Raw genomic sequence first — 13036 nt, 5'->3', positions numbered from 1 at the left:
GGGCAAGCCCGCTCCCACGTTATAGCCTGGCATCCAGCATTTCATGGCGTGGGAGCGGGCTTGTCCCGCGATGGCGCCGGTACAGGCAGTCACTGCTGCCCGATCGACTGCAGGTATTCCGAGCGCTCGTCGCTACGTTGCGCCACGCAGGTATCCCACGCTGCCTCGTACGCCTTGCTCCCCGGCTTCTCGGCCCAGGTCTCGACCTTGCAGTCGGCGTCGCGCAACTGCGCCCACAGCTTTTCGGCGGCCTCCATCTTGCCGCTCAGCGCCGCGGCCTTGTCGCTTTCATCCGCGTACTGGTCGCGGATGCGTTGCATCAGGTCGTCATAGGCCGCTTTCAGTTCGCGCTCGGCGGTCTGCTTGTTGTAGGCCGCGCAGGCATACCCCTGCTGTTCGGTCTCGACGTTGTCGCAGGGCGTGCTTTCTTCCTCGGCGGCGTGCGTGCTACCTGCGACCGCCAGCAGAACCAGCCATGCCATTGATTTCATCCAATTTCTCCTGAACAGGCTGACCAATCGCTGGATTCTCGCTCAGCGCAGGTTCGGGCGATAGCTCCCTGACGAAATGTTCATCAAACGTCGTTGTCGAGACTCGCTCTCATTGCCGAGCGCCGTGCCAGAGCGTGCCGGATCGGGCATTGACGCTTTCGGCAAACCCCCTGTCGTTTTTGCATCGGGGCGCCTCGGGCGGCAGGCATATGCTGGCCCCAAAGCGCCGGCACAAGGTTCGGCGCATGCAGACTCCAATAAAAGGGGACAGCCTGATGAGCCCAGCCGAACTTCACGCCGACAGCATCGTCATCGACGGCCTGATCATTGCCAAGTGGAACCGCGAGCTGTTCGAGGACATGCGCAAGGGCGGGCTGACCGCGGCCAACTGCACGGTCTCGGTGTGGGAGGGCTTCAAGGCCACCGTCGACAATATCGCCTCCAGCCAGAAGCTGATCCGCGAGAACAGCGACCTGGTGATGCCGGTGCGCACCACCGCCGATATCCGCAAGGCCAAGGAGCTGGGCAAGACCGGCATCCTCTTCGGCTTCCAGAACGCCCATGCGTTCGAAGACCAGATCGCCTATGTCGACGTGTTCAAGCAGCTCGGCGTGGGCATCGTGCAGATGTGCTACAACACCCAGAACCTGGTCGGCACCGGTTGCTACGAGCGTGACGGTGGCCTGTCGGGCTTCGGCCGCGAGATCGTCGCCGAGATGAACCGCGTCGGCATCATGTGCGACCTGTCCCACGTCGGCTCCAAGACCTCCGAAGAGGTCATCCTCGAGTCGAAGAAGCCGGTCTGCTATTCCCACTGCCTGCCCTCGGGCCTGAAGGAACACCCGCGCAACAAGTCCGACGCAGAGCTGAAGTTCATCGCCGACCACGGCGGCTTCGTCGGCGTGACCATGTTCGCGCCGTTCCTGGCCAAGGGTATCGACTCGACCATCGACGACTATGCCGAGGCCATCGAGTACACCATGAACATCGTCGGTGAGGACGCCATCGGCATCGGCACCGACTTCACCCAGGGCCATGGCCAGGACTTCTTCGAGTACCTGACCCACGACAAGGGCTACGCCCGACGCCTGACCAACTTCGGCAAGATCATCAACCCGCTGGGTATCCGTACCGTCGGCGAGTTCCCCAACCTGACCGAAACCCTGCTCAAGCGCGGCCACTCCGAACGGGTGGTGCGCAAGATCATGGGCGAGAACTGGGTCAACGTCCTCAAGGATGTGTGGGGCGAGTAAAGCCGCTCTCCAAGCCTGAAAGCCCCTGCCAGCAACGCCGGGGCATCCAAACAAAAAATTTTATGGAGTTGAGTTTCCATGGCCAAGATCGCCCCGCAATTGCCAATCGAAGTCGACAGCGAGACCGGTGTCTGGACCAGCGACGCCCTGCCGATGCTTTACGTGCCACGGCATTTCTTCGTCAACAACCACATGGGCATCGAGGAGGTGCTGGGCGCCGACAAGTACGCCGAGATCCTCTACAAGGCCGGCTACAAGTCCGCCTGGCACTGGTGCGAGAAAGAAGCCGAGTGCCATGGCCTGGAAGGCGTGGCGGTGTTCGAGCACTACATGAAACGCCTGAGCCAGCGTGGCTGGGGCCTGTTCCAGATCCAGGACATCGACCTGGATAAAGGCACCTGCAGCGTCAAGCTCAAGCACTCCGCATTCGTGTACGTGTATGGAAAGTGCGGCCGCAAGGTCGACTACATGTTCACCGGCTGGTTCGCCGGGGCCATGGACCAGATTCTCGCTGCCCGCGGCAGCTCGATCCGCACCGTGGCCGAACAGGTCTACGGCGGGTCGGAAGAAGGCCACGAAGATGGCCTGTTCGTTACAAAGCCGTTGTAAGCCGGAGATAGCGTCATGGCCTTCGAAGCAATGTTCCAGCCGATCCAGATCGGCAAGCTGACCGTCCGCAACCGTGTGCTCAGCACCGCGCACGCCGAGGTCTACGCCACCGACGGCGGCATGACCACCGACCGCTACGTGAAGTACTACGAAGAGAAGGCCAAGGGCGGCATCGGCCTGGCCATCTGCGGCGGCTCGTCGGTGGTGGCCATCGACAGCCCGCAGGAGTGGTGGTCGTCGGTCAACCTGTCCACCGACCGCATCATCCCGCACTTCCAGAACCTCGCTGACGCCATGCACAAGCATGGCGCCAAGATCATGATCCAGATTACCCACATGGGTCGTCGCTCACGGTGGGACGGCTTCAACTGGCCGACGTTGATGTCGCCGTCGGGCATCCGCGAACCGGTGCACCGCGCCACCTGCAAGACCATCGAGGTGGAAGAGATCTGGCGGGTGATCGGCAACTACGCGCAAGCCGCGCGTCGCGCCAAGGAGGGCGGCCTGGACGGCGTCGAGCTGTCGGCCGTGCACCAGCACATGATCGACCAGTTCTGGAGCCCACGGGTCAACAAGCGTACCGACGAGTGGGGTGGCACCTTCGAGGGCCGCATGAAGTTCGGCCTGGAAGTGCTCAAGGCCGTGCGCAAGGAAGTCGGCGACGACTTCTGCGTGGGCATGCGTATCTGCGGCGACGAGTTCCATCCCGATGGCCTCAGCCACGAGGACATGAAGCAGATCGCCGCCTACTACGACGCCACCGGCATGCTCGATTTCATCGGCGTGGTCGGCTCGGGCTGCGACACCCACAACACCCTGGCCAACGTCATCCCCAACATGAGCTACCCGCCGGAGCCGTTCCTGCACCTGGCGGCCGGCATCAAGGAAGTGGTCAAGGTCCCGGTGCTGCACGCGCAGAACATCAAGGACCCGAACCAGGCCACGCGCATCCTCGAAGGCGGCTACGTCGATATGGTCGGCATGACCCGCGCGCACATCGCCGACCCGCACCTGATCGCCAAGATCAAGATGGGCCAGGTCGACCAGATCAAGCAGTGCGTCGGTGCCAACTACTGCATCGACCGCCAGTACCAGGGCCTGGATGTGCTGTGCATCCAGAACGCCGCGACCTCCCGTGAATACATGGGCGTGCCGCACATCATCGAGAAGTCCACCGGGCCCAGGCGCAAGGTGGTGGTGGTTGGCGCAGGCCCGGCCGGCATGGAGGCGGCCCGCGTCGCCGCCGAGCGCGGCCACGACGTCACCGTGTTCGAGAAGAAAGACCAGATCGGCGGGCAGATCACCATCGCCGCCAAGGCGCCGCAGCGCGACCAGATCGCCGGCATCACCCGCTGGTACCAGCTGGAGTTCGCCCGCCTGAAGGTCGACCTGCGCCTGGGCACCGCCGCGGATGTGGACACCATCCAGGACCTGCGCCCGGACATCATCGTGCTGGCGGTGGGCGGCCATTCGTTCCTTGAGCAGAACGAGCACTGGGGCGCCGCCGAAGGGCTGGTGGTCAGCAGCTGGGACGTGCTCGACGGCAAGGTCGCGCCGGGCAAGAACGTGCTGGTGTACGACACCATCTGCGAATTCACCGGCATGTCGGTGGCCGACTTCATCGCCGACAAGGGCAGCCAGGTCGAGATCGTCACCGACGACATCAAGCCGGGCGTGGCCATGGGCGGCACGAGCTTCCCGACCTACTACCGCAGCATGTACCCCAAAGAAGTGATCATGACCGGCGACATGATGCTGGAGAAGGTCTACCGCGAGGGCGACAAGCTGGTGGCGGTGCTCGAGAACGAGTACACCGGCGCCAAGGAAGAGCGCGTGGTCGACCAGGTGGTGGTGGAGAACGGCGTGCGCCCTGACGAGCAGCTGTACTACGCGCTCAAGGACGGCTCGCGCAACAAGGGCCAGATCGACGTGGAGGCGCTGTTCGCCATCAAGCCGCAGCCGATCCTCGGCCAGCCGGGCGAGGGCTACCTGCTGTACCGCATCGGCGACTGCGTGGCCCAGCGCAACGTGCATGCGGCGATCTATGACGCCTTGCGGCTGTGCAAGGACTTCTGATCGCACCGCCTCTCTAGAGGCGGGATTGGCCCCCTGTAGGAGCGGCCTTGTGTCGCGAAAGGGTCGCGAAGCGACCCCGGGATCTGTGCATCACTGCTGAGCCCCAGGGGCTGCTTCGCAGCCCTTTCGCGACACAAGGCCGCTCCTACAGGGGTCGGTGCCGCCCATGAGAGCGGCGCAGGATTCTAGCTGTTGTGGGAGCCTCCCATGTTGAACACCCTCTTACCCATCCTGCTGTTCGCCGCCCTCGGCCTGGCGGTGCTCGGCGCCCTGCGCCGGGTGCGCATGTGGCGGCGCGGGCGGCCGAGCAAGGTCGACCTGATTGGTGGCCTGCTGGCCATGCCACGGCGCTACCTGGTGGACTTGCACCATGTGGTCGAGCGCGACAGGTACATGTCCAGGACCCACGTGGCCACCGCCGGCGGCTTCGTGCTGTCGGCCGTACTGGCGATACTGGTGCACGGCTTCGGCCTGCACAGCAAGATCCTCGGCTATGCCTTGCTGGTGGCGACGGTGATCATGTTCACCGGCGCGCTCTTCGTCTTCAAACGCCGGCTCGATCCTTCTTCGCGCCTGTCCAAGGGCCCATGGATGCGCCTGCCCAAGAGCCTGCTGATGTTCGCGGCAAGCTTCTTTATCGCCACGCTGCCGGTTGCCGGCATCCTGCCGGAAGGTACTGGCGGCTGGGTGCTGGTGGCGCTGCTCGGGATCGGTGTGCTGTGGGGCGTGTCCGAGCTGTTCTTCGGCATGACCTGGGGCGGGCCGATGAAGCACGCCTTCGCCGGTGCCTTGCACCTGGCCTGGCACCGCCGCGCCGAGCGCTTCGGCGGTGGCCGCTCCACCGGTCTCAAGCCGCTGGACCTCGAGGACCCTAATGCGCCGCTGGGCGTGGAAAAACCGGTCGACTTCACCTGGAACCAACTGCTCGGTTTCGACGCCTGCGTGCAGTGCGGCAAATGCGAGGCCATGTGCCCGGCGTTCGCCGCCGGCCAGCCGCTGAACCCCAAGAAGCTTATCCAGGACATGGTCATCGGCCTGGCCGGTGGTACCGACGCACAGTTTGCCGGCAGCCCTTACCCGGGCAAGCCGGTCGGCGAGCATGGCGGCCATCCGCACCAGCCGATCGTCAACGGCCTGGTGGATGCCGAGACGCTGTGGTCGTGCACCACCTGCCGCGCCTGCGTCGAGGAATGCCCGATGATGATCGAGCACGTCGATGCCATCGTCGACATGCGCCGCCACCTGACCCTGGAAAAGGGCGCCACGCCGAACAAGGGCGCCGAGGTGCTTGACAACCTGATCGCCACCGACAACCCCGGCGGTTTCGCCCCGGGCGGGCGGATGAACTGGGCGGCCGACCTCAACCTGAAACTGCTGTCCGAGGTGAAGCGCACCGAAGTACTGTTCTGGGTCGGCGACGGCGCCTTCGACATGCGCAACCAACGCACCCTGCGGGCCTTCGTCAAAGTGCTCAAGGCCTCGGGCGTGGACTTCGCCGTGCTCGGCCTTGAAGAGCGCGACAGCGGAGATGTGGCCCGGCGCCTGGGCGACGAGGCGACCTTCCAGCAACTGGCCAAGCGCAACATCCAGACCCTGGGCAAATACAGCTTCCAGCGCATCGTTACCTGCGATCCGCACAGCTTCCATGTGCTGAAGAACGAGTACGGTGCGCTTGGCGGCGAGTATCAGGTTCAGCACCACAGCACCTACATTGCCGAGCTGATCGCCGCGAACAAGCTCAACCTCGGCCAGCACAAGGGCGGCAGCGTTACCTATCACGACCCGTGCTATCTGGGCCGCTACAACGGCGAATACGAAGCCCCGCGCGAAGTGCTCAAGGCGCTGGGCATCGAAGTGCGCGAGATGCAGCGCTCGGGCTTCCGTTCCCGCTGCTGCGGCGGTGGCGGCGGTGCGCCGATCACCGACATCCCCGGCAAGCAGCGTATTCCCGACATGCGCATGGACGATATCCGCGAGACCGAGGCCGAGCTGGTGGCGGTGGGTTGTCCACAGTGCACGGCAATGCTCGAAGGCGTGGTCGAGCCGCGTCCGCAGATCAAGGACCTGGCCGAGCTGGTCGCCGATGTGCTGGTCGAAGACGAAGCCCCTGCAACCGCGAAGTCGCAGGCTGCCAAACGTGAACCTGCGGAGGTGCACTGATGAGCGACATCATCCGCCGCGATCCACGCGCCGAGTGGATCGCCCGTAACCGTCTGCATCCGCTGCACGCGGCGATGCAGACGCAACAGACCCGCTGGATGGGCCCCCACGGCATCATCCGCAAGAACCCGCACGCGATCGCCGCCGGCTTCATTGGCCCCAGCGGCCTCAAGCGCATCGACCGCAGCGGCGCCCAGCAGGGCACCGGAGTCGGCGGTCGGCGCACGGCAGCTGCCGAAGTGCAGTTGCCGCTGCACAGCGTGGCTGCGCCTGCGTTCTACATCGCCGTGGTGCCAGACATGGTCGGTGGCCGCCTCGGCAGCCACGACCGTGACCTGCTCGGCCTTGCCCACAGCCTTGCTGGCAGCGACGGCGCGGTGCTGGCCATCGTCTTTGGCGAGCACAAGGAAAACAACTTTTCCACAGCCGGCGTCGATCGCTTGCTGGTCATCGAGGGCGAGGCCTTCGCAGGTTATGCACCGGAGCAACTGGTGCAGGGCCTGCGGGCTGTGGATAACCAGTTCGCGCCGCGCCATTGGCTGTTGCCCGACAGCCGCACCGGCGGCGGCGAACTGGGACGCCGCCTGGCCGCCGCGCTGGGCGAGCGCCCGGCGACGCGGGTGTGGCAGGTCAAGGACGGCCTATGTATCGGTCGTGCCGGTGCCGGCCAGCAGGATATCCAGCGGAGCGTGCCACGCCTGATCCTGGCCGCCGCCGAATGCGCCGAGCCGGTCAGCGAAACCCGTCATGAAGCGCTGCCGGTGGAGTTGTCCACAGGCGTGGCGCGCAGCCTGTCGCGTATCGAAGACCTGGGGTCGGTGGCCGTGGACCCCGCCGCCATTGCCATGGCCGAGGCCGAGTTCATCGTCTCCGGCGGCAACGGCGTCAAGGATTGGGACCTGTATCACCGGGCCACGGCGGCCCTCGGTGCCACCGAGGGCGCGTCGCGGGTGGCGGTGGACGACGGCTTCATGCCGCGCAACCGCCAGGTCGGCGCCACCGGCACCTGGGTCACGGCGCGGGTCTATGTGGCTGTGGGTATCTCCGGAGCCATCCAGCACCTGCAGGGCATCGGTGCCTGCGACAAGGTGGTGGCGATCAACATGGACCCAGGCTGCGACATGATCAAGCGAGCCGACCTGTCGGTGATCGGCGACAGCTCGGCGATTCTCAAGGCACTGATCGAGGCTGTGGACAACTTCCGCAGCGGCGGCCAGCGCGACGCGGCATAGGGGCAGCGAGCATGAGTACGAAAGTCATCAGCCTGGTCTCGATCGGCGCCCACCCCAGCTCCGGCCGCGCGCGTCGCGCCGAGCAGGATGCCCGTGCCGTGGAGCTGGGCTTGCAACTGGCTGGGGATAACTTGCAGGTGGTGCATGCCGGCGATCCTCGTGAAGAGGCGCTGCGTGCCTACCTGGGCATGGGTCTGGATCATCTGGATGTGCTGGAACAACCCGCCGGTGCCGATGTATTGGGCGTGCTCGGCGACTATCTGCGCGACGCGGGTGCCCAGTTGGTGCTGACCGGCAGCCAGGCCGAAACCGGCGAAGGCTCGGGCATGCTGCCGTTCCTGCTGGCCGAGAAGCTGGGCTGGCCGCTGGTGGTGGGGTTGGCCGAGGTCGAGTCCATCGACAACGGTACCGCCCAGGTGCTGCAGGCTCTGCCAAGGGGTCAGCGGCGTCGCCTGAAGGTGCGCCTGCCATTGCTGGCGACTGTGGATAACGCTGCGCCCAAGCCTCGACAATCGGCGTTCGGCCCGGCCCGGCGTGGTGTGCTGGCGGCGCGCAATGTGGCAGTGATCGAGGATCCGCTGCTGGCCGAGGATGCCCTGCAACCGGCCAGGCCACGGCCCAAGCGGCTCAAGGTGATCAAGGCCAAGAGCGGCGCCGACCGCATGAAGGCCGCCACGGCCAAGGCCAGTGGCGGGGGGGGCAAGGTGCTCAAGGATGTATCTCCACAGGAAGGCGCGGAGGCTATTCTCAAGCTGCTGGTAGATGAGGGGGTGCTACGCTGATTTTGCCCACATTCACTGTTGGTCACGCTGTGGATAAACTGTTCGAATACCGCTGAAGCCCCTGGCAATCAAAGTGTCTGCAGGTTTGTTCAATTTCTGAGCACTGGCATCTCCATTCATCATGGAAGCTATAGCGAACTGGGATTGATATGAGATATGCACAGACATATGCACAGACCTTGATTGGAGGGGGGGTTGTCAACAAAGCTTGTTCATTTCTCTGTGGACAAGTTGTTTGTGCAAGGCTGCAAGCACCGGACTCATTGGACTGTGGAAGAGTGACTATTTTTTGTTCATCAATGGTCGGAAGCAGACAGGCGAAGCTGTGCCTGTGAGTTGTTGAAAAGAGGACCCCCTTTACCAGGCGGGCTGCATGACCCTGGTAATTTTGCTAGTTAACGCTCCCTGACAGGCGGTGGTAGTGTTGCTGCCAGGTCAGACAGGGGCTTATCTATGTTCACGGCAAAGCTGTTGGTCACAGACCATCTACTTAGTCCTAGCCTTGTACGGGGGACATCAGGGAGTGCGCCTGTCTCCTATACCCCCTACGGTGACCGTTCTTCGCGAACGGATTTTGCATGCACAGGCTTCGCAGGCCAGTTTCGCGAACCACGATTAGGAAGATACCTGCTTGGCAATGGCCGCAGGTCCTACAACCCTCAGCTGATGCGCTTCCATTCACCCGATGCACTAAGCCCATTTGCTGCCGGAGGCCTGAACCCCTATGCGTACTGCAAAGGTGACCCTGTCAACATGACCGACCCAAGTGGCAATGTCCCTGGATACAAGGCGACAGTGATGGGGAACGCGCCGGCACTCTATTCGGCAGGTAAAATGGTAGTCAGTAGTCTCTACAATAGAACACTGCCATCGGCTAAAGATACCGTTGTCACGCTCGCCACCGCAGCAGTTGGCGGTGTAGGTATGTATGGTGCTCTGTTGCAGTATCACGGGGATCCGTTGGGTGATGATTATGCTAACTGGACAACGGCGATAAATGGAATTGGAACGACTGCATATTTATTTATGAGTGATCTGCTGAAAGGCGGTACGTTAAGCCTTGAAAAAGTTCGGGAAATCGGTGGAAAGGTGGCCAGTTATACCCACGAAAGTTTCCGGAGTCGACATGCAAACGATATCGCAATGGAGGGGATGACCAAAGAAAATCTAGCAATACTTCGCACATTCGTGGCGCAGCACCGCGTGGTAGAAGTCCCAGGCAGAAGTGCAAGCTCGTCGAGTTCGGATGGCGAGCCTGATGTTACTAGGTATGCTGAATCGCTAAGACGGAGCTGATTAGCCACCTGGCTAGACAGTATTCGGCTTCGGCGCAACTACGGATTATTCGTGTTGTTTCGACCTGTCGAGGTACCGACTATGAGCGTTTCATCATCATTGTTGCAGACGGATCTTCAGTACAGTGCCCTGGCCGCCATGTTTAGAGACGGATCTCGGTTCATTGCTTATACCGTATATGGCGCGTCTCCGGTAATAGTCGCTGGTACCTTGACGAGTTTTGATGGAATAGTGCGGGACGGCTGTTTGGGGGGGTATCTGCTTGGAAATGGTTATCGTGTATACAGCCCCATGCTGATGCGTTTTTATTCTGCCGACCAGGTGAGTCCATTTGGGCGAGGTGGAGTAAATGCTTATGCGTACTGTCAGGGTGATCCAGTCAATTATCGAGATGACTCTGGGAGGGTGCGGAAACCTGCTCGAAAAATATCACCATCTGAATTCGAACTGGCTATAGTGGCAAGCCGGGCTAGAGAAGATACACTGGCTACAGTGGCAAGCCGGGCTAGAGAATATACAACAGAAATAAGTATCTTGGATGCACAGCTTGAAAAAAGCAGAAGGTTGTTGAACATTAGCTCGTCGCGTGGATTGCCAAGTTTCGCAGAGGAAAGCCTTCGGAAGTCGATGGTGCAATTACAGCTGAGAAAGCATAAGCTCGAGAAGTTTCTTATATCAGTTAATGAGGACAGCGCCATTCTTTCGCAGTCAACATCAGCGACGTCATCGGAGTCAGAGTCACAAGCTAGTCAGCCTACTTCGCCCACACTCGCACTAGTTTCTTTGCAGGTTCGTCAATCCTCTAGCTCTTCAGTTCACCATGATTCAGGATCGCCTAGCCAAGAAAAAGAGCGTTATTTTGTCTACCCAGGCAGGTGACACACCATGAGACATGCTGCTGTAATTCTAGAAGTTGACAGGCAGAAGAGTGCCTTGAACCTCAATACGGGTCGTGGGTACACGCCGTTTGGCTACAGGCAGGCATATTTTTCGCTGATGGGTTTCACAGGTCAGTTATGTGAGCGTGGCTTGGGGGCGTATGCGCTCGGGAACGGACACCGCTTCTATAACCCCTGGCTGATGCGCTACCATACTCCAGATGCATTAAGCCCTTTTTCCCAAGGGGGTATAAATGCTTATGCCTATTGCGCGCTCGACCCCATAAATCATGTAGATCCTAATGGTCGATGGTTTTATACCGTCGCGAAGGACAACCTCATGACGGCAAAAATTATCATGGAAGGAATTTATGTTGGTCAGAAGATTGTAAAGCGCTATATCACCGGTTCAGAGGGGGTGTGGTATGAACCGAAAAAAATTGGCGAGTATGTTTCCTACGCTTTCAAGGGGGCTGCAGTGGCATTGACAGCGATGTCTGAGCTTATAAGCAATCTACCAGGCCCTAAGATGCCAACAGAGCAGGCTGGCTACGATCGACTAATGAGTGACGCCGACAATTTGAAAGGTGCTGCCGCAGTTTTAAGTCTAGGTGCGACAGGTATCGAGATTCTCATCGCAAGTGTAGACATTTATCAAGCGGTACAAAAAAATAGGCGAGTCGATGTGCGTCATGAGGCCGATATGTTGAGGCAGGCCCAGGAAAATGATGAACTACTGAACAGGCTGTAAAAGGCGATGTTTGATCTGGCGAGAGGAACTTTCCGCAGTCGTTACACCCCATTCCAGTGATGACAGGGTTATAGCCGCATCTTCGCATGATGAAGGTGGATTGCCCTACCTGCCGCTGGTTCAGTACTAGGCAGCACGTAGGGCCTGGGGTTACTGAGAAATGACTTCCTTTAAGTAAGGCGCCGGCTCGGCACCAAGATTGTTAAGCAAGCGTTGGCTGTACCAGTCAATAAAGTTCACCACCCCGAACTCGTAGGTCTTGGAGTACGGGCCAGGCTGGTAAGCGGTAGAATTGATCCCCCGCTGGTTCTCCTCCGCCAACCGCCGATCCTGGTCATTGGTGGCATCCCATACTTTGCGCATCTCCTCTGGGTTGTAATCAACCCCCTCGACCGCATCCTTGTGCACCAGCCACTTGGTGGTGACCATGGTCTCCTGGGCGCTGATCGGCCACACGGTGAACACGATCATGTGGTCGCCCATGCAGTGGTTCCACGAGTGCGGCAGGTGCAGGATGCGCATCGAGCCAAGGTCCGGGTTCTTGATGCGGCCCATCAATTTTTGGCAGGCCTGCTTGCCGTCCATGGTCATCGACACGGTGCCCTTGAGCAGCGGCATGCGCACGATGCGGTTACGCAGGCCATGGCTCTTGTGCAGGTACGGAATCCCCTCGGCTTCCCAGGCGGCGGCCGAGACGGCCACGTGGTCCTTGAATTCCTGGCTGGCGCGCGGGTCGTTGGTGTCGTCCCATTCCAGCAGGGTCTTCAGCAATTCGGGGTGTGAGCCACTGCAGTGGTAGCACTCGCGGTTGTTCTCCAGCACCAGTTTCCAGTTGGCCTTCTCCATCAAGGTGGTCTGCACCGCCACCTTGGTGTTCTCCATGTCGTAGGGTTCCATGTAGTGGTCGAGGGTGGCGAGGAACTCGTCGATGGCTGGCGGGTTCTCGGCCAGGCTGATGAATATGTAGCCACCGGCCACCTTCACGTTCACCGGTTTGAGGCCGTACTGGTTCATGTCGAAGTCGGCGCCCATCTCGGTGCCGGCGAACAGCAGGCGGCCATCAAGTTCGTAGGTCCACTGGTGGTAGTGGCAGACCAGCTTGGCCACCTTGCCTTTGTCGCTGACGCACAGGCGCGAGCCGCGGTGGCGGCAGACGTTGTGGAAGGCATGCACCTTACCTTCGGCACCGCGTATCACGATGATCGGGTTCTTGCCGATCTGCAGGGTGATGTAGTTGCCCTTGGTCGGGATCTCGCAAACCATGCCGGCGATCAGCCACTCCTTGTGGAAGATCTCCTGCATGTCGATCTGGAACAGGCGCTCGTCGCAGTAGAACGGCTGCGGCAGCGAGTAGGTGCGCTCGCGGGTCTGCAGCATCTCGGCGGTGGCCTTGCGTGCAGGTTCCAGTGGATCGCCCAGGCTCAGGGTTGCGGTGACGTCCATCGTGTGGTCCTCGTGGCCGCGCGCGGCCGGCTGAAGTGGCTAATCGTTGTTGTAGTGCCGCAAGG

11 protein-coding genes are annotated in these 13036 nt (G+C 61.2%); 9 read left to right on the top strand and 2 right to left on the bottom strand.

The features are described 5' to 3' along the window. Positions 1-89 precede the first annotated feature (89 nt). Complete coding sequence (locus ACVWZ5_RS04025) at positions 90-491, bottom strand: lysozyme inhibitor LprI family protein (RefSeq protein ID WP_028688449.1); 402 nt, start codon at positions 489-491, stop codon at positions 90-92. 275 nt (positions 492-766) lie between these two features. Between ACVWZ5_RS04025 and ACVWZ5_RS04020 the strand changes: the two genes are divergently transcribed. The 9 genes from ACVWZ5_RS04020 to ACVWZ5_RS03980 all read left to right on the top strand — a co-directional run bounded on the left by ACVWZ5_RS04020 (position 767) and on the right by ACVWZ5_RS03980 (position 11528). Further along, positions 767-1744: a dipeptidase gene (locus tag ACVWZ5_RS04020; protein ID WP_011536164.1), complete on the top strand. Its 978-nt coding sequence runs from the start codon at positions 767-769 to the stop codon at positions 1742-1744. A gap of 78 nt (positions 1745-1822) precedes the next feature. Then, on the top strand, positions 1823-2353 hold the full coding sequence (locus tag ACVWZ5_RS04015; protein WP_028688448.1) for a DUF5943 domain-containing protein: 531 nt from the start codon (positions 1823-1825) through the stop codon (positions 2351-2353). A 15-nt stretch (positions 2354-2368) separates the two neighbouring features. Beyond that, on the top strand, positions 2369-4429 hold the full coding sequence (dgcA, locus tag ACVWZ5_RS04010) for a dimethylglycine demethylation protein DgcA (RefSeq protein ID WP_062572556.1): 2061 nt from the start codon (positions 2369-2371) through the stop codon (positions 4427-4429). Positions 4430-4636: 207 nt separating this feature from the next. Further along, positions 4637-6589 (top strand): dimethylglycine demethylation protein DgcB, encoded by a 1953-nt coding sequence (gene dgcB, locus ACVWZ5_RS04005; RefSeq protein ID WP_457340424.1) that lies wholly within the window; start codon positions 4637-4639, stop codon positions 6587-6589. Then, on the top strand, positions 6589-7821 hold the full coding sequence (etfA, locus tag ACVWZ5_RS04000; protein WP_062572558.1) for an electron transfer flavoprotein subunit alpha: 1233 nt from the start codon (positions 6589-6591) through the stop codon (positions 7819-7821). Before dgcB ends, etfA begins: the two co-directional genes overlap by 1 nt. A gap of 11 nt (positions 7822-7832) precedes the next feature. Further along, positions 7833-8603, top strand: coding sequence for an electron transfer flavoprotein subunit beta (etfB, locus tag ACVWZ5_RS03995; protein WP_084942010.1), 771 nt, complete (start codon positions 7833-7835; stop codon positions 8601-8603). 453 nt (positions 8604-9056) lie between these two features. Next, positions 9057-9899: an RHS repeat-associated core domain-containing protein gene (locus ACVWZ5_RS03990; RefSeq protein WP_081100199.1), complete on the top strand. Its 843-nt coding sequence runs from the start codon at positions 9057-9059 to the stop codon at positions 9897-9899. An 81-nt stretch (positions 9900-9980) separates the two neighbouring features. Further along, positions 9981-10778: an RHS repeat-associated core domain-containing protein gene (locus ACVWZ5_RS03985; protein ID WP_081100200.1), complete on the top strand. Its 798-nt coding sequence runs from the start codon at positions 9981-9983 to the stop codon at positions 10776-10778. Between the two features lie 6 nt (positions 10779-10784). Continuing rightward, positions 10785-11528 carry an RHS repeat-associated core domain-containing protein gene (locus ACVWZ5_RS03980; RefSeq protein WP_084942009.1) on the top strand — a complete coding sequence of 248 codons (744 nt, stop codon included), beginning with the start codon at positions 10785-10787 and terminating at the stop codon, positions 11526-11528. Between the two features lie 150 nt (positions 11529-11678). On the opposite strand, the gene gbcA is transcribed toward ACVWZ5_RS03980, so the two are convergent. Beyond that, on the bottom strand, positions 11679-12971 hold the full coding sequence (gene gbcA / locus ACVWZ5_RS03975; protein ID WP_062572561.1) for a glycine-betaine demethylase subunit GbcA: 1293 nt from the start codon (positions 12969-12971) through the stop codon (positions 11679-11681). Between the last annotated feature and the right edge of the window lie 65 nt (positions 12972-13036).

It is taken from the genome of Pseudomonas sp. TE6283 (assembly GCF_054060555.1).
The sequence above is the reverse complement of the archived record's forward strand: the minus strand, read 5'-3'. Positions and strand labels throughout refer to the sequence as shown.